Genomic DNA, 25,882 nt, shown 5'->3' with positions numbered 1-25,882 from the left:
CGTCGACACAAGAGAGCCTATGGCCAGAGGCACATCAGTCAGCCATGGAACCTGTGGCTTCCTCACCGCAGGTGCAGTGTTCAGCTTCACTGATGTGTATCGGCCGATTAGCCTGAGTCGATCTGCGTGAACCACCGCCACTCCTCGGCGGCAGATTGCTCGACCCCATAACCTCCAAAAAATATGCGGGCGTGCCCATGATTACCCTGAAACTCAATGGCCAGGATCATTCCCTCGACGTCACTGAAGACATGCCGCTGCTCTGGGCGATCCGTGATGTCGCCGGTTACAACGGCACCAAATTCGGTTGCGGCATGGGCCTGTGTGGCGCGTGCACCATTCACATCGACGGCTTGCCGGCGCGCAGTTGCATCACGCCGATCGGCTCGGTAATCGGCCAGAACGTCACCACCATCGACAACCTGCACGCCGACCCGGTCGGGCAAGTGGTCCAGCAAGCCTGGCTCGACACGGCGGTGGCTCAATGCGGTTTCTGTCAGGGCGGGCAGATCATGTCGGCCACGGCATTGCTCAAGACCCATCCGAACCCGAGCGACGAGCAGATCGAAGAAGCGATGGTCGGCAACATTTGCCGTTGCGGGACCTACAACCGGATCAAAAACGCGATTCGCCAAGCCTCCACCCATCTGAAGGAGGCGAAAGCATGAGCCGCCTTCCAAATGATTTCGCCCTGAGCAACCTCAGTCGCCGTGGGTTCCTCAAGGGCGTCGGTGCCACTGGCGCGTTGGTGCTGGCCGCGAGTTGGGGCTGGCAGGATGCATTGGCCGACGAGAAAGCAACGAAATTCGGCGCCGATGGCATGCCCAATGGCTGGATCGACGATCCGAAGGTTTACATCAGCATCGCCGCTGACGGCATTGTCACCGTGGTGTGCAACCGTTCCGAGATGGGCCAGGGAGTGCGCACCAGTCTGACCCTGGTCGTTGCCGATGAACTGGACGCTGATTGGGCTCACGTCAAAGTCCAGCAGGCGCCGGGTGATGAAGTGCGTTTCGGCAACCAGGACACCGACGGTTCGCGCAGCATGCGTCATTGGTACGAACCGATGCGCCGTTGCGGCGCAGCGGCCCGCACCATGCTTGAACAGGCTGCGGCCGCGCAATGGAACGTGCCAGTGGCCGAGTGTCACGCGCAGTTGCACAAAGTCATTCACAAAACCTCCGGCCGTGAGCTGGGCTATGGCGAACTCGCCGCCGCGGCCAGTGCGTTGGCGGTGCCCGCTCGCGACAGCCTGCGCCTCAAGCAGCCGTCGGAATTTCGCTACATCGGCAAGGAAGGCACCAAGGCCATCGACGGTGAGGACATCGTCAACGGTCGCGCGGTGTACGGCGCCGACGTGCATTTTGACGGCATGTTGTACGCGACCATTGCGCGTCCGGCGGTGTACGGCGGCAAGGTCAGATCCCTGGATGACAGCGCCGCGCTGAAAGTCCCAGGCGTGCTAAAAGTCATGCAGATCGAAGGCCGCCCTCTGCCTTCGGAGTTTCAGCCGTTGGGTGGCGTGGCCGTAGTGGCCAGTAATACCTGGGCGGCGATCAAGGGGCGCGAGGCGCTGAAGATCGAATGGGACGATGGCCCGAACGCGAGTTACGACTCGATCGCCTATCGCAAGGAATTGGAAGCCGCCTCGCTGAAACCCGGCAAAGTGGTGCGCAATACCGGCGATATCGACAAAGCCTTGAATGGCGCTGCCAGCACGCTCGAAGCGTCTTACTATTTGCCGCATCTGGCGCAGGCGCCGATGGAGCCGATGGTCGCCATCGCCCGTTACAACAATGGCGTTTGCGAGGCCTGGGCGCCAAGTCAGGCGCCGCAGGTGACTCGTGAGCGGATCGCCGAGCGTCTGGGGCTGCCGTTCGACAACGTCACCTTTAATGTCACTTTGCTCGGCGGCGGTTTTGGTCGTAAGTCCAAACCCGACTTTGTCGTCGAAGCGGCAATCCTCGCCAAGGAGTTTCCGGGCAAAGCCGTGCGCGTGCAGTGGACGCGCGAAGACGACATCCATAACTCGTATTTCCACACGGTGTCCGCTGAATACCTCAAGGCCGGTGTCGGCAAGGACGGCATGCCGTCCGGTTGGCTGCATCGCACCGTTGCGCCGAGCATCACCGCGCTGTTTGCGCCGGGCATGAATCACGAGGCGGCGTTCGAGTTGGGCATGGGTTTCACCAACATGGCTTACGCGATTCCCAATGTACGCCTGGAGAATCCTGAAGCTACCGTGCATACGCGAGTCGGCTGGTATCGCTCGGTGTCGAACATTCCTCACGGTTTCGCGATCCAGAGTTTCGTCGACGAACTGGCGCACAAGGCCGGTGAAGATCCGCTCAAGTATCAGATCAAATTGCTCGGCGCGGATCGGCAGATCGATCCGCGCACCTTAAGCGAAGAATGGAACTATGGCGAATCCCCCGAGCGTTATCCGATCGACACCGCGCGCATGCGAACGGTGCTGGAAACCGCTGCGAAAGCCGCCGGTTGGGGACGCAAACTGCCCAAGGGTCGTGGGCTGGGCCTGGCGGTGCATTACAGCTTCGTGACTTACGTGGCCGCAGTGATCGAGGTCGAGGTCAAGGATGATGGCACGTTGATCGTGCACAAGGCCGACATCGCCGTCGATTGCGGGCCGCAGATCAATCCTGAGCGCATTCGCTCGCAGTTCGAGGGCGCTTGCGTGATGGGCCTGGGCAACGCGGTACTGGGTGAAATCAGCTTCAAGGACGGCAAGGTGCAACAAGACAACTTTCATATGTACGAAGTGGCGCGCATGTCGCTGGCGCCGAAGGAAGTCGCCGTGCACCTGGTGACGCCGCCGGGCGACGTGCCGTTGGGTGGTGTCGGTGAGCCGGGCGTACCGCCCATTGCGCCGGCGCTGTGCAATGCGATTTTCGCCGCGACCGGTCAGCGCATTCGCAACTTGCCGGTGCGTTATCAGTTGCAGGGCTGGCAGAAGGCTCAAGCGTAATGGACAGCGTCGACCTCAACGTTCTGCGCAGTGTCCTTGAATGGCGCCGCGCCGGGCAGCGGGTGGTGTTGTTCAGTGTCGTGCAAACCTGGGGCACCGCGCCCCGGGCCCCCGGTGCCATGCTGGCGTTGCGCGAGGACGGCGTGGTGATTGGCTCGGTGTCGGGCGGCTGCGTCGAGGATGACTTGATCGCGCGCCTGCACGATGGCCGGATCGCCACCGACGGGCCACCGGTGCAATTGATCACCTACGGCGTCACGCGCGAGGAAGCCGCGCGTTTTGGTTTGCCTTGCGGTGGCACGCTGCGTCTGACCGAGGAGCGTGTTGGCGATCCATCGTGGGTTGCCGAGTTGTTGGCGCGTTGCGAAGCCCATGAAATTGTCGCCCGTGAGATGAATATCGAAACCGGCGAAGTGTTGTTATCGAGCGCCAGCAAGTCGGATTCGCTGACATTCGACGGGAAAACCCTGCGCGCGATTTATGGCCCACGCTGGCGCCTGTTGTTGATCGGTGCCGGGCAGCTTTCGCGCTACGTGGCGGATATGGCGCACTTGCTGGATTTCGAAGTGCTGATCTGCGACCCGCGCACCGAGTTCGTCTATGGATGGGAAGAGCATCACGGGCGTTTCGTTGCCGGGATGCCGGATGAGGCGGTACTGAGCATCCAGACCGACGAACGCACCGCGATTGTCGCGTTGACCCACGATCCACGGCTCGATGACATGGCGTTGCTGACGGCGCTCGATTCGCCTGCGTTCTATGTCGGCGCGCTCGGTTCGCGGGTCAACAGCCAGAAGCGTCGGGAGAATCTGGCTCAGCTAGGCTTGTCGGTACAAGCGATCGATCGATTGCACGGCCCGATTGGTTTGCACATCGGCAGCCATTCGCCGGCCGAAATCGCTTTGTCGCTGCTGGCGGAAATCGTCGCTATCAAGAATGGTGTCGAGCTGAAACAGAAAAAAACAGCGGAGAGCGTATGAGTCGATCCATCGCAGTGATCGTGTTGGCGGCGGGCGAGGGCAGCCGTTTTCGTGAAGTGGCGGGCGCCGACAAGGATAAGTTGCTGGCCGACTGCACTGGCCGCGACGGTGCGCTGCGCTCGGTCATCGAGCAGGTTCTCGTCAATCTGCCGGCCAGTCTTGATAAACGGGTGCTGGTGACCACTGAAGCACGGCCACAGGCGATGCGGATGGCGCAGGCTTATGACTGCGATATCGTTTCTATTGAATCGACCGGGATGGGGGACAGCATTGCTGCAGGTGTCGCGGCTTGCCCGGAGGCGGATGGCTGGTTGATTGTGCTGGGGGACATGCCGTTTATCTTGCCGTCGAGTATTGAACGGGTGGTCGCGGCCATTGCTGATGATGATGCGGTGAGTGTGCCGGTGCAGGATGGCGAGTATGGGCATCCGGTGGGGTTTGGCCGTTCGTTCGGTTCGGGGTTGCAGGGGTTGAGCGGTGATCGCGGGGCCAGACCGTTGTTCGCGCAGGGCAGGGTGGTGGAAGTGTCGGTGGATGACCTTGGTGTGTTGTGGGATATCGACGTGCCTGAATCTCTGGTATTCCCCAAATCCTGAACCTTGCTGAAATCCCCTGTGGGAGCGAGCCTGCTCGCGAATACGGTGGTTCAGTTACATGATTACTGTCTGAAACACCGTATTCGCGAGCAGGCTCGCTCCCACAAAGGTTTCGGTGATGCTCGAATTGGATGGATAAAAAAGCCCCGCCAGGCTTTCACCGGGCGGGGCTTTTTAACGGCTTTTGGAATCAGACGAGAGGTTTAGGCTCGTGTTCTTTTTCCTGGGCCTCTTGGTGATGCTCTGCCGCGTCCTGAACGGAGCGTGGCGCTTCAGCGATCACCGATTCAACCACGGCTTCTTCAGCGACCGGGGCAGGGGCTGCCTCGATTACTTCAGCAGCGGCTGGTTCGGCAACAACCGGAGCAGCAGCGGCAGCCAGTTCGGCTTCTTTCTGCAGACGCTCTTCTTCACGCTTGCGACGACGCACTTCACGTGGATCGTTCGGCGCACGACCGCTTGGCGTCAGCGCGCTGACCGGAGCGGCTTCAACCACTGGGGCAGGTGCTTCGGCGACCACGGGTGCCTCGACAACCGGTGTTTCAGCGACAGGTGCCGGTTCAGCAACAACGACTGGCTCGGCAGCCTTTGCTTCTTCGGCCACTGGAGCTTCAACAACCGGAGCTTCAGCGACTGGTGCTGGAGTTTCAGCGACAGTTGGCTCGGCAACCCAGTTGAATGCGGTCTGTTCTTCGCGAACTTCACGCACGGTCTCGGTGACGGTTTCAGCGACGGTTTCAACCGCCGGCTCGGCGACCACAACTGGCGCCGGGGCGACGAAGGCAGGCTCGGCAGCGACTTCAACCTGAGGCTGAGCTTCGCGAACCGGTGCCACTTCGACTTCCGGAGCAGCCACTACGTCTACTGGCGTCGTTGCTTCAACAACCGGCGCTTCAACTGGAGCGGTTTCCAGAGTGGCGGCGGTGGCGCGTTCGGCTTGCTCGTGAGCTTGTGCTTCGGCCGGAGCGCTGATCACGGTGCTGGCAACAGCAGCGGTTACGGCCAGGCCGGCAGCCAGATCGGCGGCGCTTGGCGCTTCAGCGTTTTCGCCGGCTTCGGATTCTTCCGAGCCTTCGATCACGTTGCCGTTGGCATCACGCTGACGCTCACGACGGTTGCTGCGACGGCGCTGACCGCGCGAACGACGACGTGGGCGATCGCCTTCGGCGCTCTCCGAACCGTCTTCCGGCAGTTGCTCTTCGTTGGTGATCACTTCTTCTTCAGCAGCGGCAGCAACGGCCTGTTCGGCGCGCGGTTGACGTTCTTCACGCGGCGGACGCGGAGCGCGCTCTTCGCGTGGCTGACGAACCGGACGCTCTTCAGCAGCCACCTCGGTGGTCACGGCAGGAGCGGCGTCCAGAGGCTCGCGCAGTTCACGTACACGTTCTTCACGCTCGCCACGTGGCTTGCGATCTTCACGCGGAGCACGTGGTGCACGTTCTTCACGCGGTGCACGTGGCGCGCGTTCTTCACGAGCGGCCGGTGCAGCTTCGGTACGGGCTTCACGCGGCTCGCGAACTTCGCGGGCTTCGCGTGGCTGACGCTCTTCACGCGGCTCGCGTGGGGCGCGTTCTTCACGTGGCGCACGCTCTTCGCGCGGTTTGCGTTCTTCATCGCGGCGACCATTACGGTTGCGGCTCTGCTGACGACCGTTGCGACGCTCTTCGTTACGGGCCGGACGCTCGGCAGCCGGTTTTTCAACCACGGCCGGAGCCACTGGCTCTTCTTTGGTAGCGAACAGGCTGACCAGCGACTTCACCAGACCTTTGAACAGGCTTGGCTCTGGCGCGGCAACTGGCGCAGGCGCCGGTGCAGCAGGGGCGGCAGCTTCAGTCGGAACCGGAGCGTTGGCACGGGCCGGGGCAGTCTTGACCGCGGCTTCCTGGCGAACCAGGGTGCGGGTCGCAGCGGCAGGCTGAACTTCTTCGACTTCGGCAGCGGCAGCAGCGATTTCGTAGCTGGACTGGTTGGTCGCGGCTTCCGGGCTGTCGTCACGCAGACGCTGAACTTCGAAATGCGGGGTTTCGAGGTGATCGTTCGGCAGAATGACGATGCGCGCACGGGTACGCAGTTCGATCTTGGTGATCGAGTTGCGTTTTTCGTTGAGCAGGAACGCGGCAACCGGAATCGGCACTTGAGCGCGGACTTCGGCGGTGCGGTCTTTCAGGGCTTCTTCTTCGATCAGGCGCAGAATGGCCAGCGACAGCGATTCAACGTCACGGATGATGCCGGTGCCGTTGCAACGCGGGCAGACGATGCCGCTGCTTTCGCCCAGCGATGGACGCAGGCGCTGACGCGACATTTCCAGCAGGCCGAAGCGCGAGATGCGGCCGATCTGCACGCGAGCGCGGTCGGCTTCCAGGCATTCGCGGACTTTCTCTTCCACGGCGCGCTGGTTCTTGGCAGGGGTCATGTCGATGAAGTCGATGACGATCAGGCCGCCGATGTCGCGCAGGCGCAACTGACGGGCGATTTCTTCGGCGGCTTCAAGGTTGGTCTGCAGAGCGGTTTCTTCGATGTCGCTGCCTTTAGTGGCGCGCGCCGAGTTGATGTCGATGGACACCAGGGCTTCGGTCGGATCGATGACGATGGAACCACCGGAAGGCAGTTCAACGACGCGCTGGAAAGCGGTCTCGATCTGGCTTTCAATCTGGAAACGGTTGAACAGCGGCACGCTGTCTTCGTACAGCTTGATCTTGCTGGCGTACTGCGGCATCACCTGACGGATGAAGGTCAGGGCTTCGTCCTGGGCTTCAACGCTGTCGATCAGCACTTCGCCGATGTCCTGGCGCAGGTAATCGCGGATGGCGCGGATGATCACGTTGCTTTCCTGGTAGATCAGGAAAGGCGCGGAACGGTCCAGCGACGCTTCTTTGATAGCGGTCCACAGTTGCAGCAGGTAGTCGAGGTCCCACTGCATTTCTTCGCTGCTGCGGCCCAGGCCGGCAGTGCGCACGATCAGACCCATGTCGGCTGGTGCAACCAGGCCGTTCAGCGCTTCACGCAGTTCGTTGCGCTCTTCGCCTTCGATGCGACGGGATATACCGCCGGCACGTGGGTTGTTCGGCATCAGCACGAGGTAACGACCGGCCAGGCTGATGAAGGTGGTCAGGGCTGCGCCCTTGTTGCCACGTTCTTCTTTTTCGACCTGAACGATGACTTCCTGGCCTTCGCTCAGGACGTCCTTGATATTGACGCGGCCTTCAGGGGCTTTCTTGAAGTATTCGCGGGAGATTTCTTTGAGGGGCAGGAAGCCATGGCGCTCAGAGCCGAAATCGACAAAGGCAGCCTCAAGGCTTGGTTCGATGCGAGTGATACGGCCTTTATAGATGTTGGCCTTTTTCTGCTCGCGTGCACCGGATTCGATGTCCAGGTCGTAGAGGCGTTGGCCATCTACCAGTGCAACACGCAACTCTTCGGGTTGAGTTGCGTTAATCAGCATTCTTTTCATGTAGTACCGTCGGTTTCCGGGCTGCCGGAAACGGCGTTCGGCACACACGACTTCTCACGGTCGGTGTCAGGTGCGTCGGGAGTGGTTGGCCATTCCCGTGTCCAGCGATATGCGGCCAATTGGGCCGATGTCGCGACGTACGCGTCCTGCTTGCTGTGGCTACTTAAGCACTCAGTCAGGAGGAGGAATCAACCAGCGGCTGTGGACGAGATGAAGCGTCTTGATAAAGCCTATTGCTACACAGTCCGGCGGTTGTGCATCTCCACCCTACACGTATCCCTGATAATTCGGGTGCTGCCGCGCGCAGAATCCGCAGCGGGTTGGCATTTACCGTGAGCTCCGAAAGGGGAGGTCACGCATCATGGCTAATTCAGGCGGTGTTTCCGAAACCTTCGCTCGGGGTCATTTGCAGCTGACTGCACTTTGTGAACTGGCCGTGAATATCTGCCTGCCAGGCGAGTAAAAACTCTGCTCGGCGGTGTAATTCAGGCCTCATGTCACCTGCGCTCGTTACAACTGCAAACTCCACCGTTACGTAGCGAAAGCCCCGTAGGACGGCCTCGCGTCCTGGTGAATTGCGTTGGTCAGGGCCGGTTTTTGACCGTGGTGCCGCTGTCCAGGCCGCTTTTGGCGGCGTTCGCGACTATAGCAGCAATGATTAAGTGCTTCAATTCCATAAAAATTGTTATCATCCGCGGCATGACAACTACTGCCCCTTCGACTCCAGGCGTTCAACTGCTTGAAGTCTCGCCGGAGTATGCCGGCCAACGAATCGACAATTTTCTCCTCGCCCGGCTCAAAGGCGTGCCCAAGACTTTGATTTACCGCATTTTGCGCAAAGGCGAAGTGCGTGTGAACAAGGGTCGGATCAAGCCCGAATACAAGCTGCAGGCAGGTGACATCGTGCGCGTGCCGCCGGTTCGCGTGCCTGAGCGCGACGAACCAGTGCCATTGGCTCAGGGGCTGTTGCAGCGCCTGGAAGCCTCGATCGTCTTCGAAGACAAAGCCCTGATCGTGATCAACAAGCCTGCCGGCATTGCGGTTCACGGCGGCAGCGGCTTGAATTTTGGCGTGATCGAAGCCTTTCGTCAGTTGCGTCCCGACGCCAAAGAGCTGGAGCTGGTGCACCGTCTCGACCGTGACACCTCTGGCCTGCTGATGATCGCCAAGAAGCGCAGCATGTTGCGCCACTTGCACGAGCAGTTGCGCGGCGATGGTATCGACAAGCGCTACATGGCGCTGGTGCGCGGCAACTGGGCGACCTCGATCAAGAAGGTCAGCGCGCCATTGCTCAAGAGCAATTTGCGTTCCGGTGAGCGCATGGTTGAGGTCAACGAAGAAGGCAAGGAAGCCCTGACAATGTTCAAGGTGCTGCGCCGCTTCGGTGATTTCGCCACCATGGTCGAGGCCAAGCCGGTCACCGGTCGTACCCACCAGATTCGCGTCCATACTCTGCATGCCGGCCATTGCATTGCCGGCGACAGCAAGTATGGCGACGAGGGTTTCACCAAGGAAATCCGCGATCTGGGTGGCAAGCGTCTGTTCCTGCACGCCTACATGCTGACCGTGCCGCTGCCCGATGGCGGCAAGCTGACCTTGCAGGCGCCGGTCGATGAAATGTGGGCCAAGACCGTGGAGCGATTGAGTGCGCCCGTCTGATTACAAACTGCTGATTTTCGATTGGGACGGCACGCTGGCCGATTCCATCCATCGGATCGTCGAGGCGATGCATTCTGCATCCGGGCGCTCCGGTTTCGAGTTGCGCGATGATTTTGCTGTCAAAGGCATCATCGGCCTGGGTCTGCCTGAGGCAATCCGCACCTTGTATCCGGAAATCAGCGACGCCGAAATGACCTTGTTTCGCGAGTATTACGCCGATCACTACATCGCCGCCGAAGCCGTGCCTTCGCCGTTGTTCGAGGGCGTCGTCGAGTCGATGGCGTCCTTTCGCGAGCAGGGTTATCACCTGGCTGTGGCGACCGGCAAGAATCGTCGCGGGCTGGATCGCGTGCTCAAGGCCAATGGCTGGGAAGAATATTTCGATATCACCCGTGCTGCCGATGAAACTGCGAGCAAGCCGCACCCTCTGATGCTGGAGCAGATCCTTGCGCATTGTGGTGTGCGTGCGGAGCAGGCGCTGATGGTCGGTGACTCGTCGTTCGATCTGCTGATGGCGCGTAATGCGGGGATGGATTCGGTGGCGGTCAGTTATGGCGCGCAATCGATCGAGTCGCTGCAGCAGTTCGAACCGCGCCTGTCGATCGACCGTTTTTCTGAATTGCATGCCTGGCTGGCGCAGCAGGCTTAATACGTTTTTGCTGGGGTGGATGGCATGACCGACGAATGGAAAGCACCGGCCAAGGCAAGTGCCGACGGCGGTGACGAGAAGAGCTGGAAGCTGTTGGAGAAAACTCTGCTTGCCGGTGTGCAGGAGCAGCGTCGTTCGCGGCGTTGGGGGATTTTTTTCAAGCTGCTGACGTTTGTTTATCTGTTTGTTGCGCTGATCCTGTTCACGCCGTTGATGGATATGGAGAAAAGCGCCACTCGTAGTTCTAACTACACCGCGCTGATCGACGTCACTGGTGTGATTGCCGACAAGGAGTCGGCCAGTGCCGACAATATCGTCGGCAGTCTGCGCGCGGCGTTCGAGGACAAGAAGGTTAAGGGTGTGATCCTGCGGATCAACAGCCCGGGTGGCAGCCCGGTGCAATCGGGTTATGTCTATGACGAGATCAAGCGTCTGCGCGGCCTGCATCCGGACATCAAGGTGTATGCGGTGATTTCCGATCTGGGTGCGTCCGGTGCCTATTACATCGCCAGCGCGGCGGATCAGATCTATGCCGACAAGGCCAGTCTGGTCGGCTCCATCGGTGTGACGGCGGCGGGTTATGGTTTTGTCGGCACCATGGAGAAGCTTGGTGTTGAACGTCGTACGTACACTTCGGGCGAGCACAAATCGTTTCTCGATCCGTTCCAGCCGCAGAAGCCTGAAGAAACCGCGTTCTGGCAGAGCGTGCTCGACACCACGCACAAGCAGTTCATCAACAGCGTCAAGCAGGGGCGTGGCGATCGCCTGAAGGACAAAGAGCATCCGGAGCTGTTCTCCGGGTTGGTCTGGTCGGGTGAGCAGGCGCTGCCGCTGGGTTTGATCGATGGCCTGGGTAACGCCAGTTCGGTAGCGCGTGATGTGATTGGCGAGAAAGAACTGGTGGACTTCACAGTTCAGGAATCGCCGTTCGACCGCTTCTCGAAAAAGCTCGGTGCCAGCGTGGCTGAGCAGTTGGCGATGTGGATGGGTTTCCACGGGCCTTCGTTGCGCTGATTCGTTGTAAAGATCAAAAGATCGCAGCCTGCGGCAGCTCCGACATGGGAATGTAAAAACCTGTAGGAAGCGCCGCAGGCTGCGATCTTTTGCTTTATGGAATCTGCACGCCTTCAGCCAGCAGCATGTCGATCAGGCGAATCAGTGGCAGGCCGATCAGGCTGGTGGCATCCGGGCCTTCGGTGGACTGGAACAGACTCACCCCCAACCCTTCAGCCTTGAAGCTGCCGGCGCAGTCGTACGGCTGCTCGATGCGCAGATAACGTTCGATACTCGCCTGATCGAGCTGGCGCATGTTTACGGTAAACGGCACGCAGTCGACCTGGCATTGGCCGGTGTGGCTGTTGAGCAGTGCCAGACCGGTCAGGAAGGTCACGCTGGCGCCACTGGCGGCCAGCAGTTGCTCGCGGGCCTTCTCGAAGGTGTGTGGCTTGCCGATGATCTGCTCGCCGAGTACGGCAACCTGATCGGAGCCGATAATCAGATGAGCGGGGTGGCTGGCAGCCAAGGCCCGGGCTTTTTGTTCGGCGAGGCGTTTGACCAGGTCGGTGGCGGACTCGTCCGGGCGGTGGCTTTCATCGATGTCCGGCGAGCTGCAGACGAACGGCAGGTGCAGGCGGGCGAGTAATTCGCGACGATAGGTCGAGCTTGAAGCGAGTAATAAAGGCAGCATTCGCGTCTCCTGAGGCAGGTATGAATTCTAGCGGAGGCACGCAAGTGACGGACAGGGCACAATTTCCTTTGACATGGGTGGGTGCATCCCTATAATGCTGCGCCTATGTTGAATGACCCGATTCCACCTCACGTTGACCCGCGCAAATTGGCTGACCGTGGCACCACCCTTCAAGGTGAAATGCTGCTGGCCGATTTGGAGAGACTCTGCGACCCGCTTTCCGACAATGTCGGTACGGTGCAGGCGAAATTCGTTTTTGAACGAGATGAACGTAAATCTGTGGTAATCCACAGCTTTATCGACACCGAGGTCAAAATGGTTTGCCAGCGTTGTCTTGAGCTGGTCACCCTGCCGATCCATAGCGAATGCAGTTACGCTGTGGTGAAGGAGGGTGCGAATACCCAGTCGTTACCGAAAGGTTATGACGTGCTGGAACTGGGCGAAGATCCATTGGATCTGCAGTCACTGGTCGAGGAGGAGCTTTTGCTCGCCTTGCCTATCGTGCCTGCTCATCATCCGGAAGAATGCCAGCAGCCGGCGGGTCTCGATGAGCCCGAACCGAGCGAGGACGAGTCAACGCGGTCCAACCCGTTCAGTGTATTGGCGCAGTTAAAGCGTGACCCAAACGTTTAGGAGTTAATCAATTATGGCTGTTCAGCAGAACAAAAAATCCCGCTCTGCCCGTGACATGCGTCGTTCGCACGACGCCCTGACGGCAAGCACTCTGTCTGTAGAAAAAACCACCGGTGAAATTCACCTGCGTCACCACGTATCGCCAGAAGGCGTATACCGTGGCCGTAAAGTGATCGACAAGGGCGCTGACGAGTAATCACTTGTCTGCTCAAGTCATCGCGATTGACGCAATGGGCGGGGACTTCGGTCCCCGCAGCATTGTTCAGGCCAGCCTCGCTTGCCTGTCTGCTACGCCCTCGCTGCACCTGACCCTCGTCGGTCAACCCTCCCTTCTCGAAGAACTGATCAACGGCCAATCGGCTGCCGATCGCGCGCGCCTGACGATTGTTGCGGCAAGCGAAGTCATCACCATGGACGAAAAACCGACCCAGGCCTTGCGTGGCAAGCCGGACTCGTCAATGCGTATCGCCCTTGAGCTGGTGCGTGATGGCAAGGCTCAGGCCTGTGTCAGCGCTGGCAATACCGGTGCGTTGATGGCCCTGTCGCGGTTTGTGCTGAAAACCTTGCCAGGCATTGACCGGCCGGCAATGGTTGCGGCGATTCCGACGCAGAAGGGTTATTGCCAATTGCTCGACCTGGGCGCCAACGTCGATTGCAGTGCCGAACATCTGTTGCAGTTCGCGGTGATGGGCTCTGTCGCGGCGCAGACGCTGGGTATCGCCCGTCCGCGTGTGGCGCTGCTGAATATCGGCACCGAAGACATCAAGGGCAATCAGCAGGTCAAGCTGGCGGCGACGCTGCTGCAGGCCGCCCGAGGCATCAACTACATCGGCTTCATTGAAGGTGATGGGTTGTATCGCGGTGAGGCTGACGTGGTGGTTTGTGACGGTTTCGTCGGCAACATTCTGCTCAAGTCCAGCGAAGGGCTGGCGACGATGATCGCTGCGCGCATTGAGGCGCTGTTCAAAAAGAACTTCGCCTCCCGTGTTGTTGGCGCTTTGGCGTTGCCCTTGATGAAGCGTTTGCAGGCTGATCTGGCACCGGCGCGACATAACGGCGCAAGCTTCCTCGGTCTGCAGGGCATTGTGGTGAAAAGTCACGGTTCGGCCGGGGTTCAGGGCTTTCAGAGTGCGATTCAGCGTGCGCTGATCGAGATTCAGGAGAACTTGCCCGAGCGCCTCCACGGTCGTCTGGGGGATTTGTTGTCTTAGGCGTTTTCGTCGGACAATGCTTAAATGTGACCGCCCGGTTCAAAGGGCCATCCAACTGTCAGTTTCTTGCGTCCCCAAGCGGGGCGTCATTTTCCGGCGACAAGATCATTAGGGGCTTGTTACATGTCTGCTTCCCTCGCATTCGTCTTTCCAGGACAGGGTTCGCAGTCCCTCGGCATGCTGGCCGAGTTGGGCGCGCAACATCCGCTGATCCTCGAAACTTTCAAAGAAGCATCCGATGCTCTGGGCTATGACCTGTGGGCGTTGACCCAGCAGGGCCCGGAAGAGCTGCTCAATCAAACCGATAAAACCCAACCGGCCATTCTGACCGCTTCGATCGCTCTGTGGCGTCTGTGGCTGGCTGAAGGTGGCGCGCGTCCGGCATTCGTTGCCGGTCACAGCCTGGGTGAATACAGTGCACTGGTTGCTGCCGGTAGCCTGACGCTGGCTGATGCGGTAAAGCTCGTTGAGCGCCGTGGTCAGTTAATGCAGGAAGCTGTTCCAGCCGGGCAGGGCGGCATGGCTGCCATCCTCGGTCTGGAAGACGCAGACGTGCTGGCAGCCTGCGTTGAAGCAGCGCAAGGCGAAGTGGTCAGCGCGGTGAACTTCAACTCTCCAGGCCAAGTGGTTATCGCAGGTGCCAAGGCTGCTGTGGAGCGCGCCATCGAAGGCTGCAAGGCTCGTGGCGCCAAGCGTGCCATGCCACTGCCGGTCAGCGTGCCATCGCACTGCGAACTGATGCGCCCGGCCGCCGAGCGTTTTGCCGAATCCATCGCCGCCATCGACTGGCAGGCGCCACAGATTCCGCTGGTGCAGAACGTCAGCGCGCAAGTGCCGGCCGATCTGGAAACCCTCAAGCGTGATCTGCTCGAACAACTCTACAAGCCAGTACGCTGGGTCGAGTCGGTACAGACGCTGGCCGCCAAGGGCGCGACCAATCTGGTCGAATGCGGCCCGGGCAAAGTGCTGGCCGGTCTGAACAAACGTTGCGCCGAAGGCGTTGCGACTTCCAACCTCAATACCCCAGACGCTTTCGCTGCCGCTCGTGCAGCGCAAGCCTGAATCAGGAGAAACTTGCATGAGTCTGCAAGGTAAAGTTGCACTGGTCACCGGTGCAAGCCGCGGTATCGGCCAGGCCATCGCATTGGAACTGGGTCGTCAGGGCGCCATCGTAGTGGGCACCGCGACTTCCGCTTCGGGCGCTGAGCGCATTGCCGCGACCCTGAAGGAAAACGGTATTCAAGGCACTGGCCTGGAACTCAATGTCACCAGCGACGAATCGGTCAGCGCGGTGTTGGCGAGCATTCAGGAACAGTTCGGTGCGCCAGTGGCGATCCTGGTCAATAATGCCGGTATCACCCGCGATAACCTGATGATGCGCATGAAAGACGATGAGTGGTACGACGTGATCGATACCAACCTGAACAGTCTATTCCGCCTGTCCAAGGGCGTTCTGCGCGGCATGACCAAGGCGCGTTGGGGCCGAATTATCAGTATTGGCTCGGTGGTGGGTGCAATGGGCAACGCTGGCCAAGTAAACTATGCAGCCGCCAAGGCCGGTCTGGAAGGTTTCAGCCGTGCAATGGCGCGTGAAGTCGGTTCGCGTTCGATTACGGTCAACTCGGTAACCCCAGGGTTCATCGACACCGATATGACCCGCGAGCTGCCGGAAGCACAGCGTGAAGCCTTGCAGACGCAGATTCCGCTGGGTCGTCTGGGACAAGCTCAAGAGATCGCCTCTGTGGTCGCTTTTCTTGCATCCGACGGTGCGGCATACGTCACTGGGGCTACAATCCCGGTGAACGGTGGGATGTACATGTAAGTAAAATGTGACGGATTGCTTCAAAAAAATGTCATACGAGCTGTCTAAAATCCGTTATAAAGCTGCAATCTATTTATAGGCAGAGGGCCGCAGGGTTTGAGGAGTGAAGCTTTCAGTTGAAAAGCTGAAAAGTCTTTCTATACACTTACCCACTGGCCAGCTGCCTGAATTTGTCCATTAGGAGTGAAAACAAGGTATGAGCACCATCGAAGAGCGCGTCAAGAAAATCGTTGCCGAGCAACTGGGCGTTAAAGAAGAAGAAGTGGTTAACACTGCTTCCTTCGTTGAAGACCTGGGTGCCGACTCCCTTGACACCGTTGAGCTGGTGATGGCTCTGGAAGAGGAATTCGAGACCGAAATCCCTGACGAAGAAGCTGAGAAGATCACTACTGTACAAGCTGCAATCGACTACGTTACTAGCCACCAGGCGTAATAGTTTGTAATCGTTGTTTGCTGTCATGGAAAAACCGCACTGCCATCATGGCGTGCGGTTTTTTCTTTAGGCCTGATGCAAAGTCGTCGTCATTTGAAAAAAGGAGAGTGCTGTGTCGCGTAGACGCGTCGTAGTCACCGGTATGGGTATGTTGTCGCCACTGGGCACGGATGTGCCGAGCAGTTGGCAGGGCATTCTGGCTGGCCGCAGTGGCATTGGTCTGATCGAACACACCGACCTTTCTGCCTATTCCACCCGCTTTGGCGGCTCGGTGAAGGGCTTCAATGTCGAGGAATACCTGTCGGTCAAGGAAGCACGCAAGCTCGATCTGTTCATTCAGTACGGTCTCGCAGCGGGTTTTCAGGCGGTTCGCAACTCGGGTCTGGAAGTCACCGACGCCAACCGTGAGCGCATTGGCGTGGCCATGGGTTCGGGTATCGGCGGTCTGACCAACATCGAAGAAACCAGCCGTACTCTGCATGAGACGGGTCCGCGTCGAATTTCGCCATTCTTCGTGCCAGGCTCGATCATCAATATGATTTCCGGCTTCCTGTCCATCCATCTGGGTGCACAGGGGCCTAACTACGCTATCGCCACTGCATGTACCACCGGTACGCACTGTATTGGCATGGCGGCGCGCAACATCATGTACGACGAAGCCGACGTGATGATCGCCGGCGGTGCCGAAATGGCCGCGTGCGGTCTCGGCATGGGCGGCTTCGGCGCATCCCGTGCACTGTCGACTCGCAATGATGAGCCAACCCGTGCCAGCCGTCCGTGGGACAAGGGCCGAGATGGTTTCGTGCTGTCCGACGGTGCCGGTGCTCTGGTGCTCGAAGAGCTGGAACACGCCAAGGCTCGCGGTGCGACCATCTACGCCGAGTTGATCGGTTTCGGTACCAGCGGCGATGCGTTCCACATGACCTCGCCACCTGCCGACGGCGCCGGTGCAGCGCGCTGCATCACCAATGCGCTACGCGATGCGAAGATCAACGCCGATCAAGTGCAATACATCAACGCCCACGGTACTTCGACGCCAGCCGGTGACCTTGCCGAAGCAAATGCGCTGAAGAGTGTATTCGGCGACCACGCGTACAAACTGGCGGTCAGCTCCACCAAGTCCATGACCGGTCACCTGTTGGGTGCGGCGGGCGCGGTAGAGGCGATTTTCAGTGTGCTGGCAATCAACAGCCAGGTGGCACCGCCGACCATCAACCTCGAAGAGCCGGACGAAGGCTGCGATCTCGATTTCGTGCCGCACACTGCGCGCAACATGGACATCGATGTCGTGCTGTCCAACTCCTTCGGTTTTGGCGGCACGAACGGCACCTTGGCGTTCCGTCGGTTCGCCGGCTGATGGACAGCTGGGTCGACGGTCAACCGGCTGACGCTCTGTCGCTGAAAGATCGCGGCCTGGCTTACGGCGATGGTCTGTTCGAGACCATCGCCGTGCGCGGCGGCCAGCCGCTGTTGCTGGATCGCCATCTGGCGCGTTTGGCCGACGGCTGTTCGCGTCTGGCCATCGCGGCGGATATCGAACTGATTCGCCAGGAGTTGCTGAGCTACGCGGCAGCGATGGGCGAGGGCGTGCTCAAGCTCATCCTCAGCCGTGGCGACGGTTTGCGAGGTTACGCGCCCGATCCTGCGGCGCCGGGGCGACGTATTCTGCAAAGCAATCCTCCTGCGGCCTATCCCGCCGTTCACGGCGAACAAGGTGTACGCCTGTTTCCGTGCAGCACACGTTTGAGCCATCAGCCTTTGCTCGCCGGACTGAAACACCTCAACCGACTGGAACAGGTCCTCGCCCGCGCCGAATGGCAGGACAGCGAGCATGCCGAAGGCTTGATGCTCGACCAGGCCGGTCGCGTCATTGAGGGGGTGTTCAGCAATCTGTTCCTGGTGCGTGACGGTGTGTTGATCACCCCGGATCTGAAACGCTGCGGTGTCGCGGGTGTGATGCGCGCCGAAATTTTGTTTCAGGCCGAGTCATTGGCGATCCCCTCGCAAATCGCCGACATCAACCTCGAACAGCTGCAATGGGCTGATGAAGTCTTTCTCTGCAACAGCGTGTATGGCGTCTGGCCGGTACGCGCCTACGCTGCACTGAGCTGGTCGGTTGGCCCGCTCACCCGTAAACTGCAAACCATTTCCCGCGCCCTACTGGATGCCTGATTCGTGAGACGTAAACTCTTGCTGCTGCTGGAAACCGGATTGGTTCTGGCAGGGCTGCTGCTGGGCGCCAGCGCCTGGAAGATTAATTCTGCGCTGGAACAGCCCCTGAACATCACGCAGGAAGAACTGCTGGATGTGCCGAAAGGCTCGACCCCAACCCGTACTCTCCTTGGACTGGAAACCGATGGCGTCATCAAGGACGCGTTCTGGCTTCGGGTCTATTGGCGTTTCAACCTCGCCGGCACGCCGATCCACAGCGGTGAATACCGCATGCAGCCAGGCATGACCGTCAACAGTCTGATCGACTTGTGGAAACGCGGCGAAGTGGTTCAGTACAGCCTGACCCTGGTCGAAGGCTGGAATTTCCATCAAGTGCGCGCCGCGTTGGCCAAGGACGAAAAGATCGAGCAGACCCTCACAGGTTTGAGCGACAGCGATGTCATGGCAAAGATTGGCCATAAGGGCCTGTTTCCGGAAGGGCGTTTCTTCCCCGACACCTACCGCTTTGTGCGTGGCATGTCCGATGCCGAATTACTGAAAAAGTCTTTCGATCGGCTCGATGAAGTGCTGGCCAGTGAATGGGCAAAACGTTCGGCTGATGTGCCTTACAGCGAGCCGTATCAAGCGCTGATCATGGCCTCGCTGGTCGAGAAGGAAACCGGCGTGCCCCAGGAACGTGGGCAGATTGCCGGTGTTTTCGTGCGGCGGATGGCCTTGGGCATGCAGTTGCAGACCGATCCGACAGTGATCTACGGTTTGGGTGACCGTTACACCGGCAAATTGACCCGGGCGCATTTGAAAGAGCCAACGGCGTATAACACTTACGTGATTCCTGGCTTGCCGCCGACGCCGATCGCAATGGTCGGGCGTGAAGCGATTCATGCGGCGCTGAATCCGGTGGAAGGCACCAGCCTGTATTTCGTCGCGCGTGGCGACGGCAGCCATGTGTTCTCCGACGATCTCGATGCGCATAACAGTGCGGTGCGTGAGTACCAACTCAAGCGGCGAGCTGATTATCGCTCCAGCCCGGCGCCAGCGGCGCCCCCTGAGGCCGCCCCGGCTGCTGAGGACGCCATTCCCGCGGCCTCGCCGGATACCGCGCCGCAAGCGCTGCCACAGTCGCCAGCGCAACCGCCGGCAGCGGAAACCGCCGCCCCACAAAACACGCAATGACTTTGATTAAGGACTGCCTGTGACTGGCTTGTTTATTACCCTGGAAGGCCCGGAAGGCGCCGGCAAGAGCACCAATCGTGAATACCTCGCCGAGCGTCTGCGTAGCGCCGGTATCGAAGTGCTGTTGACCCGTGAGCCCGGCGGTACGCCGCTGGCCGAGCGAATTCGCGACGTGCTGCTGGCTCCGGCCGACGAAGTGATGAACCCGGACACTGAACTGCTGTTGGTCTTCGCCGCCCGCGCTCAGCACTTGGCGCAAGTGATCCGCCCGGCGCTGGCCCGTGGCGCGGTGGTGCTGTGCGATCGTTTCACCGATTCGACTTATGCCTATCAGGGTGGCGGTCGTGGTTTGTCGCTGGAGCGTATCGCCACGCTGGAAACTTTCGTGCAGGGCGACCTGCGTCCGGACCTGACGCTGATTTTCGATCTGCCGGTGGAAATCGGCCTGGCCCGCGCCAGTGCCCGTGGCCGTCTGGATCGGTTTGAACTGGAAGGACGGGCGTTTTTCGAAGCTGTGCGCAGTGCGTTCCTGAAGCGCGCCGAAGCCGATCCTGCGCGCTATGTGCGCATCGATGCCGGTCAACCACTGGCCAATGTTCAACAATCGCTGGATACCTTGCTCCCGAACTTGCTGGAGTTGGCCCGTGGCTGAGGCCTATCCATGGCAGGACAGCCTCTGGCAGCAACTGGCCGGGCGTAGTCAGCACGCGCACGCCTACCTGCTGCATGGCCCCGCCGGGATCGGCAAGCGGGCGCTGGCCGAGCGCTTGATGGCAAGCCTGTTGTGTCAGCGTCCGACGCCGCAAGCCTGCGGCGAGTGCAAATCCTGTCTGCTGCTCAAGGCCGGCAGCCATCCGGACAATTACATCCTCGAACCAGAGGAAGCCGACAAGGCGATCAAGGTCGACCAGGTGCGCGATCTCGTCAGCTTCGTGGTGCAGACCGCGCAACTGGGCGGGCGCAAAGTGGTGTTGATCGAGCCTGTCGAGTCGATGAACATCAACGCCGCCAACGCCTTGCTGAAAAGCCTTGAAGAGCCATCCGGCGATACCGTTTTGCTGCTTGTCAGCCATCAGACCAGTCGTTTGCTGCCGACCATCAAGAGCCGTTGCGTGCAACAGGCCTGTCCGCTGCCGAGCGAAGCGATGAGCCTGCAGTGGCTGGCTCAGGCGCTGCCGGACTGTTCGGCTGAGGAGCGCGTCGAGTTGCTGACGCTGGCCGCCGGTTCGCCGTTGATGGCGGTCAGTCTGCAAGCGCAAGGCGTGCGTGAACAGCGTGCGCAGGTGGTCGAGGGTGTGAAGAAGTTGCTCAAGCAACAGCAGTCGCCGACGCAACTGGCCGAGGAATGGAAAAACATCCCGATGCTGCGTCTGTTTGACTGGTTCTGCGACTGGTCGAGCCTGATCCTGCGCTATCAATTGACTCAGGATGAGGCAGGCCTGGGGCTGACTGATATGCGCAAGGTCGTGCAGTACCTCGCGCAGAAAACGGCACAGGGCAAAGTCCTCGAGATTCAGGACTGGATTCTCGCCCAGCGGCAGAAAGTCATGAGCAAGGCCAACCTCAACCCGGCCTTGTTGCTGGAAGCGTTGTTGGTGCAATGGGCGGGATTGCCTGGCCAAAGATAACAATGTGTACCTAGACTCTGAGCATCAGCAGTGGAGGTCATCATGAATGAACCCGTCAGCCCCGGGCCGCGTAACGGCATTTTGTCCCTGACCATCAAGGACAAGTCGGTGCTTTACGCCGCTTACATGCCGTTCATCAGGAATGGTGGCCTGTTCATCCCGACCAACAAGAGCTACAGGTTGGGCGATGAGGTGTTCATGCTGCTCAACCTGATGGACGAGGCGGAGAAGATTCCAGTGGCCGGCAAGGTCACCTGGATCACCCCCAAAGGTGCGCAAGGCAACCGCGCCGCCGGTGTCGGCGTGCAGTTCAACGATGGCGACAACACCGCTCGCAGTCGCATCGAAACCCATCTGGCCGGAGCCCTCAAGTCCGACCGTCCTACTCATACGATGTAAGTAGCCGTATTTTTATGCTCGTAGATTCCCATTGTCACCTTGATCGCCTCGACCTTGCCGCCCATGACGGCTCGCTGGATGCTGCACTCGATGCGGCCCGGCAGCGCGGCGTAGGGCACTTTCTGTGCATCGGCGTGAGTGCCGACAACGCCGCCGACGTCAAAGCCCTGGCTGAGCGTTATGACGACGTCGATTGCTCGGTTGGCGTGCATCCACTGGATGTGCAACCGGGTGCAGCCCCGGCACTGGACTGGCTGCTGCACGAACTCAATCATCCGAAAGTGGTGGCGATCGGTGAAACCGGTCTGGACTATCACTACGAACCGGAAGCCGCCGAGTTGCAGCAGGAGTCATTCCGCCTGCACCTGCAAGCGGCGCAGCAAACCGGTAAGCCGGTGATCATCCATACCCGCGGCGCGCGTGCCGATACCCTTGAACTGCTGCGCGAAGCGGCGCTGCCCCAGGCCGGTGTGCTGCATTGCTTCACCGAAGACTGGGACATGGCCAAAGCTGCTTTGGACATGGGTTATTACATCTCCCTGTCGGGGATTGTCACCTTTCGCAATGCCGATGCGCTGCGCGATGTCGCGAGCAAGGTCCCGGCCGATCGACTGTTGGTGGAAACCGATTCGCCGTATCTGGCGCCTATCCCTTATCGCGGCAAACCGAACCTGCCGCAGTACGTGCGCGAAGTGGCGGAATTTCTGGCGATGTTGCGCGGTGAAAGCTACGAGCGCTTCGCCGAGCAGACCACCGAAAACTTCAAACGCCTGTTTCCGTTGGCCAGTGTTAAATCTGCCGAGTAACGGGCGGCCAAATCGCAGGCAAAAAAAACCCGGGTTCTGGGGGGTGAATCCGGGTTAAGACCATTAGGAGTAAAACAAAGGCACGCGGTCCTTTGGTACCTTTATCGGCGCGACACTTGGGGGAGATGTCGACCGACAGTTCAAGTATTGATCAGTCTGGCGTGCAGTCCAGTTGGCCGGTCGGGGTTTTTAAACAAATTTGGAATACGTTTGCTTCAGTTGAGTTCTCATTGCGCCCAAAACGTTCTCAAAACGAACAAGAAACACAGATATGGTCGGATGATCCGTGCATTTTTGCGCAAGTTAGGCATAATACGCGGCTTCGAATTTTGACCCTTCAGACCTTTTCTTATGCACAAAGAACCTCGTAAGGTCCGTGAATTTCGTCGCCGCGAGCAAGAAATTCTCGATACCGCGCTCAAGCTGTTCCTCGACCAAGGTGAAGACAGTGTCACCGTCGAGATGATTGCTGATGCCGTCGGTATCGGCAAAGGCACGATCTACAAGCACTTCAAGTCCAAGGCCGAGATCTATCTGCGCCTGATGCTCGATTACGAGCGCGATTTGAACGAGCTGCTGCATTCGGCCGATGTCGACAAGGACAAGGAAGCGCTGTCCCGCGCCTACTTCGAATTCCGCATGCGTGACCCGCAGCGCTATCGCCTGTTCGATCGTCTCGAAGAGAAGGTGGTCAAGGGTAATCAGGTGCCGGAAATGGTCGAGGAGCTGCACAAGATCCGTGCCTCGAACTTTGAACGCCTGACCCTGCTGATCAAGGGCCGTATCAGTGAAGGCAAGCTCGAAGACGTGCCGCCGTACTTCCATTACTGCGCATCCTGGGCGTTGGTGCACGGCGCTGTTGCGCTGTACCACTCGCCGTTCTGGAGCAATGTGCTGGAAGATCAGGAAGGTTTCTTCCAATTCCTGATGGACATTGGCGTGCGGATGGGCAACAAGCGCAAGCGCGACCCGGAAACGCCTAGCAGCTGAGCCATTCAGCTGCCTTATTGCGCCATTGTTTCGCTACATGACGCAGTACCGCAGGAATATACTCAGGCATAGGGCTTGCTAAAACTTGATTTGTGAGTCAAGTTTTAGCGGCTCGAAATTCTTTCGCCGGAGTGATCATGATCGTTGACCGTCAAGGCAGGCGCTTTCGCAATTTGCGGATCAGCCTGACCTCAGCCTGCAATTACGCTTGTACCTACTGCGTGCCCAACGGCAAGCGGCTGGTGGCTGCGCAGGATGAACTGTCGGCCGAAGCCATGGCGCGTGGCGTCGAGTATCTGATCGAAGCTGCCGGCATCGAGCGTTTGCGCATCACTGGCGGTGAGCCGCTGGTCAGCCCCAAACTCGAATCGTTCATGACCGCCGTCGGCAAGATGGGCCTCGAAGACATCAGTCTGACCACCAACGGCCAACTCCTCGCAAAAAAACTCCCGCTGCTGGTGGATGCCGGTCTGTGTCGGATCAACGTGTCCCTCGATACCCTCGACGCTGCGGCATTCCGTAGCATCGCCCGTGGTGGCGACCTGGCCACCGTCCTCGACGGCATGGATAAGGCCGCGGCGGCGGGGATGAAGATCAAGGTCAACATGGTGCCGTTGCGCGGGCAGAACCTCGATCAGGTGATGCCGTTGCTCGATTACTGCCTGGCGCGCGGATTCGAACTGCGGTTCATCGAGCTGATGCGCATGGGGCATCTGGCCAAAGACTCCAATGCGTTCCTGCAACAGTTTGTCAGCCTGCAACAATTGCTTGAGCTGATCGGCGAGCGCTACGAGTATGCGCAAACCGATGCACCCGTAGACGCTACGGCCGTGCGCTACGCGATCCCCGGTCTGGGCAACTTCGGCGTGATTGCCAACGAAAGCGTACCGTTCTGTAGGACTTGCTCACGCTTGCGCCTGTCGTCGACCGGTTGGCTGCATGGTTGCCTGTCGTCGAGCAACCGCCACTATGTCGGCGATCTGCTCGACAAGCCGCGCCACCAGGCGCTGCCGGCGTTGCAACGTCTCTTGGTGAAAGCCTTGGGCGACAAGCAGGAAGTGGCGTTCTCCGGCGGCGCGACAGTCATGAAAATCATCGGCGGCTAAACGGGCCTCTTCGCGGGCAAGCCTTGCTCCTACGGGATTACGCATACCGTAGGAGCAAGGCTTGCCCGCGAAAGCGATCTAACCTTCAACGAAAAAACAGAGCTGGCGCAAAAGCTGCATCCAACGGCCATTCGCCGGTTTTCCGTCACCGGCCTCTGGAGGAATAGGATGCGTAGCCTGGTTTTGCTGCTGGCCGTTTTGGCGCTTGGCGGCTGTATGACTGTCAGCGATATGGCCGAAGGCACTCGCTACCAGATGAGCGATGCTGGCTTGCTGGATCACAGCGATAGCCGTCGGGTGAATAACTTCCGCATTCAGCCGGATTCGTTTGTCTATATCGCTCAGGGGGCGTTTGCGCCGCCGGGCGGTTCCTACCCACGGCCGAACGTGGTCGCCGAAGAAGCGTTCAAGAGCTTTGTCGAATACTTCCCCATGGTTCGCCGCGCCCGTGCGCCGGAAGGCCTCGATCAGGCAATGGGCGAAGCCCGTGATGCCGGTGCGCACTATCTGCTGTACACGCGGTTTGCCAAGGCTGACGACCGCATCGGCAACTCCGATGAATGGCTCGACCAGGAAGCTGTGGATCGCCTCGGCATCGACGGCGGCGTGATTCAGATCATGTTGATCGAGACCAGCACCCAGTATTTGATTGATACTGCACGGATCAAGAGTCGTGGCGGTTTACTGACGTTCCACGACAACAAACCCGAAGACCTGATCGGCCCGCCGCTTGCCCAATACGCACGCAGCCTGTTAGGTGTCAGCGACCAGTAATTCAAGGAGTACGCCATGAGTGGCCCGCAAAAAGCCAATGACCTGTTGGGACAGATCCCCAAAACCAAAGGCTTGCCGCCGGTGCACTTGTGGAACCCGGACTTCTGCGGCGACATCGACATGCGCATTGCCCGTGACGGCACCTGGTACTACCTGGGTACGCCGATCGGGCGCAAGCCGATGGTCAAGCTGTTCTCGACGATCATGCGCCGCGACGGCGACGATTACTTTCTGATCACCCCGGTCGAGAAAGTCGGGATCAAAGTCGACGACGCGCCGTTCGTGGCGATTGCGGTCGAGGTTGAAGGCGAAGGGGAGGCGCAGGTTTTGCGCTTCACCACCAACGTCGATGAGACTGCCGAGGCGGGGACTGAGCATCCGATCCGGGTCGAGATCGATCCGGCGACGCAAGAGCCGGCGCCTTACGTGCATGTGCGCACTAATCTCGAAGCGTTGATCCACCGCAACGTGTTCTATCAATTGGTCGAGTTGGCGGTCAGCCGTGAAATCGACGGTCAGCGCTGGCTAGGCGTCTGGAGCGGCGGCGAATTCTTCCGCATCGGCCTCGAACCCTGATCAATACAAATCCCTAACTGTGGGAGCGAGCCTGCTCGCGAAAGCGGTGTATCAGTCAGCCCAAGTATTGACTGACATAACGCTTTCGCGAGCAGGCTCGTTCCCACATTGGTTTTGTGCAGTGCCCGAAAAATCCCGATTGACTGTTAAT

26 protein-coding genes are annotated in these 25,882 nt (G+C 59.5%); 24 read left to right on the top strand and 2 right to left on the bottom strand.

Annotated elements, in window-relative coordinates; genetic code table 11:
• Positions 1-197: 197 nt before the first annotated feature.
• From JFT81_RS28815 to JFT81_RS28800, 4 genes are read left to right on the top strand one after another with little or no spacing between them, the layout of a single operon-like run.
• Positions 198-668: a (2Fe-2S)-binding protein gene (locus tag JFT81_RS28815; protein ID WP_201231025.1), complete on the top strand. Its 471-nt coding sequence runs from the start codon at positions 198-200 to the stop codon at positions 666-668.
• On the top strand, positions 665-2,986 hold the full coding sequence (locus JFT81_RS28810) for a xanthine dehydrogenase family protein molybdopterin-binding subunit (protein WP_201231024.1): 2,322 nt from the start codon (positions 665-667) through the stop codon (positions 2,984-2,986). Before JFT81_RS28815 ends, JFT81_RS28810 begins: the two co-directional genes overlap by 4 nt.
• Complete coding sequence (locus tag JFT81_RS28805) at positions 2,986-3,966, top strand: XdhC family protein (protein WP_201231023.1); 981 nt, start codon at positions 2,986-2,988, stop codon at positions 3,964-3,966. The genes JFT81_RS28810 and JFT81_RS28805 overlap by 1 nt, the downstream gene beginning before the upstream one ends.
• Entirely contained in the window at positions 3,963-4,562 is a 600-nt protein-coding gene (locus JFT81_RS28800; RefSeq protein WP_201231022.1) for a nucleotidyltransferase family protein, read from the top strand. The genes JFT81_RS28805 and JFT81_RS28800 overlap by 4 nt, the downstream gene beginning before the upstream one ends.
• A 190-nt stretch (positions 4,563-4,752) precedes the next feature.
• On the opposite strand, the gene rne is transcribed toward JFT81_RS28800, so the two are convergent.
• Entirely contained in the window at positions 4,753-8,013 is a 3,261-nt protein-coding gene (rne, locus tag JFT81_RS28795) for a ribonuclease E (protein WP_201231021.1), read from the bottom strand.
• Positions 8,014-8,712: 699 nt separating this feature from the next.
• Between rne and rluC the strand changes: the two genes are divergently transcribed.
• The 3 genes from rluC to sppA are packed head-to-tail and all read left to right on the top strand — an operon-like array spanning position 8,713 to position 11,335.
• On the top strand, positions 8,713-9,672 hold the full coding sequence (gene rluC / locus JFT81_RS28790) for a 23S rRNA pseudouridine(955/2504/2580) synthase RluC (protein ID WP_201231020.1): 960 nt from the start codon (positions 8,713-8,715) through the stop codon (positions 9,670-9,672).
• Complete coding sequence (locus tag JFT81_RS28785) at positions 9,659-10,321, top strand: HAD-IA family hydrolase (protein ID WP_201231019.1); 663 nt, start codon at positions 9,659-9,661, stop codon at positions 10,319-10,321. Before rluC ends, JFT81_RS28785 begins: the two co-directional genes overlap by 14 nt.
• A 24-nt stretch (positions 10,322-10,345) precedes the next feature.
• On the top strand, positions 10,346-11,335 hold the full coding sequence (gene sppA / locus JFT81_RS28780; protein ID WP_201231018.1) for a signal peptide peptidase SppA: 990 nt from the start codon (positions 10,346-10,348) through the stop codon (positions 11,333-11,335).
• A gap of 94 nt (positions 11,336-11,429) precedes the next feature.
• Here the strand turns inward: sppA and JFT81_RS28775 are convergent, their stop codons facing one another.
• Positions 11,430-12,008 (bottom strand): nucleoside triphosphate pyrophosphatase, encoded by a 579-nt coding sequence (locus JFT81_RS28775; protein ID WP_201231017.1) that lies wholly within the window; start codon positions 12,006-12,008, stop codon positions 11,430-11,432.
• Between the two features lie 105 nt (positions 12,009-12,113).
• On the opposite strand from JFT81_RS28775, the gene JFT81_RS28770 reads away from it, so the two are divergent.
• The 17 genes from JFT81_RS28770 to JFT81_RS28690 all read left to right on the top strand — a co-directional run bounded on the left by JFT81_RS28770 (position 12,114) and on the right by JFT81_RS28690 (position 25,731).
• Positions 12,114-12,641, top strand: coding sequence for a YceD family protein (locus JFT81_RS28770; RefSeq protein ID WP_160059012.1), 528 nt, complete (start codon positions 12,114-12,116; stop codon positions 12,639-12,641).
• 13 nt (positions 12,642-12,654) lie between these two features.
• Entirely contained in the window at positions 12,655-12,837 is a 183-nt protein-coding gene (gene rpmF, locus JFT81_RS28765; protein WP_008152339.1) for a 50S ribosomal protein L32, read from the top strand.
• A 4-nt stretch (positions 12,838-12,841) separates the two neighbouring features.
• Positions 12,842-13,852 (top strand): phosphate acyltransferase PlsX, encoded by a 1,011-nt coding sequence (gene plsX, locus JFT81_RS28760; RefSeq protein WP_201231016.1) that lies wholly within the window; start codon positions 12,842-12,844, stop codon positions 13,850-13,852.
• Positions 13,853-13,975: 123 nt separating this feature from the next.
• Complete coding sequence (gene fabD, locus JFT81_RS28755) at positions 13,976-14,914, top strand: ACP S-malonyltransferase (protein ID WP_201231015.1); 939 nt, start codon at positions 13,976-13,978, stop codon at positions 14,912-14,914.
• A 16-nt stretch (positions 14,915-14,930) separates the two neighbouring features.
• Positions 14,931-15,674 carry a 3-oxoacyl-ACP reductase FabG gene (gene fabG, locus JFT81_RS28750; RefSeq protein WP_008086267.1) on the top strand — a complete coding sequence of 248 codons (744 nt, stop codon included), beginning with the start codon at positions 14,931-14,933 and terminating at the stop codon, positions 15,672-15,674.
• Between the two features lie 196 nt (positions 15,675-15,870).
• Entirely contained in the window at positions 15,871-16,107 is a 237-nt protein-coding gene (gene acpP, locus JFT81_RS28745; RefSeq protein WP_003175607.1) for an acyl carrier protein, read from the top strand.
• A 112-nt stretch (positions 16,108-16,219) separates the two neighbouring features.
• Positions 16,220-17,464: a beta-ketoacyl-ACP synthase II gene (fabF, locus tag JFT81_RS28740; RefSeq protein WP_201231014.1), complete on the top strand. Its 1,245-nt coding sequence runs from the start codon at positions 16,220-16,222 to the stop codon at positions 17,462-17,464.
• Entirely contained in the window at positions 17,464-18,279 is an 816-nt protein-coding gene (gene pabC, locus JFT81_RS28735) for an aminodeoxychorismate lyase (protein ID WP_201231013.1), read from the top strand. Before fabF ends, pabC begins: the two co-directional genes overlap by 1 nt.
• A 3-nt stretch (positions 18,280-18,282) precedes the next feature.
• Complete coding sequence (gene mltG, locus JFT81_RS28730) at positions 18,283-19,452, top strand: endolytic transglycosylase MltG (RefSeq protein WP_201231012.1); 1,170 nt, start codon at positions 18,283-18,285, stop codon at positions 19,450-19,452.
• A gap of 19 nt (positions 19,453-19,471) precedes the next feature.
• Positions 19,472-20,104, top strand: coding sequence for a dTMP kinase (gene tmk, locus JFT81_RS28725; RefSeq protein WP_201231011.1), 633 nt, complete (start codon positions 19,472-19,474; stop codon positions 20,102-20,104).
• Positions 20,097-21,080 carry a DNA polymerase III subunit delta' gene (locus tag JFT81_RS28720; RefSeq protein WP_201231010.1) on the top strand — a complete coding sequence of 328 codons (984 nt, stop codon included), beginning with the start codon at positions 20,097-20,099 and terminating at the stop codon, positions 21,078-21,080. Before tmk ends, JFT81_RS28720 begins: the two co-directional genes overlap by 8 nt.
• A 42-nt stretch (positions 21,081-21,122) precedes the next feature.
• Positions 21,123-21,479: a PilZ domain-containing protein gene (locus tag JFT81_RS28715; RefSeq protein ID WP_201231009.1), complete on the top strand. Its 357-nt coding sequence runs from the start codon at positions 21,123-21,125 to the stop codon at positions 21,477-21,479.
• A gap of 14 nt (positions 21,480-21,493) precedes the next feature.
• Positions 21,494-22,285, top strand: a complete 792-nt coding sequence (locus tag JFT81_RS28710; RefSeq protein WP_201231008.1) for a TatD family hydrolase — start codon at positions 21,494-21,496, stop codon at positions 22,283-22,285.
• A 351-nt stretch (positions 22,286-22,636) separates the two neighbouring features.
• On the top strand, positions 22,637-23,275 hold the full coding sequence (locus tag JFT81_RS28705; RefSeq protein WP_007908276.1) for a TetR/AcrR family transcriptional regulator: 639 nt from the start codon (positions 22,637-22,639) through the stop codon (positions 23,273-23,275).
• Between the two features lie 137 nt (positions 23,276-23,412).
• Entirely contained in the window at positions 23,413-24,381 is a 969-nt protein-coding gene (locus JFT81_RS28700; RefSeq protein WP_201231007.1) for a radical SAM protein, read from the top strand.
• Between the two features lie 168 nt (positions 24,382-24,549).
• Positions 24,550-25,155, top strand: a complete 606-nt coding sequence (locus JFT81_RS28695) for a DUF4823 domain-containing protein (protein WP_201231006.1) — start codon at positions 24,550-24,552, stop codon at positions 25,153-25,155.
• Positions 25,156-25,170: 15 nt separating this feature from the next.
• The gene (locus JFT81_RS28690) at positions 25,171-25,731 is read left to right on the top strand and encodes a DUF1285 domain-containing protein (protein ID WP_201231005.1); all 561 of its coding nucleotides are present in this window, start codon (positions 25,171-25,173) and stop codon (positions 25,729-25,731) included.
• The last annotated feature ends 151 nt before the right edge of the window (positions 25,732-25,882 follow it).

This window comes from Pseudomonas sp. TH43 (assembly GCF_016650635.1).
In the GTDB taxonomy this organism is placed as follows: Bacteria; Pseudomonadota; Gammaproteobacteria; order Pseudomonadales; family Pseudomonadaceae; genus Aquipseudomonas.
The sequence above is the reverse complement of the archived record's forward strand: the minus strand, read 5'-3'. Positions and strand labels throughout refer to the sequence as shown.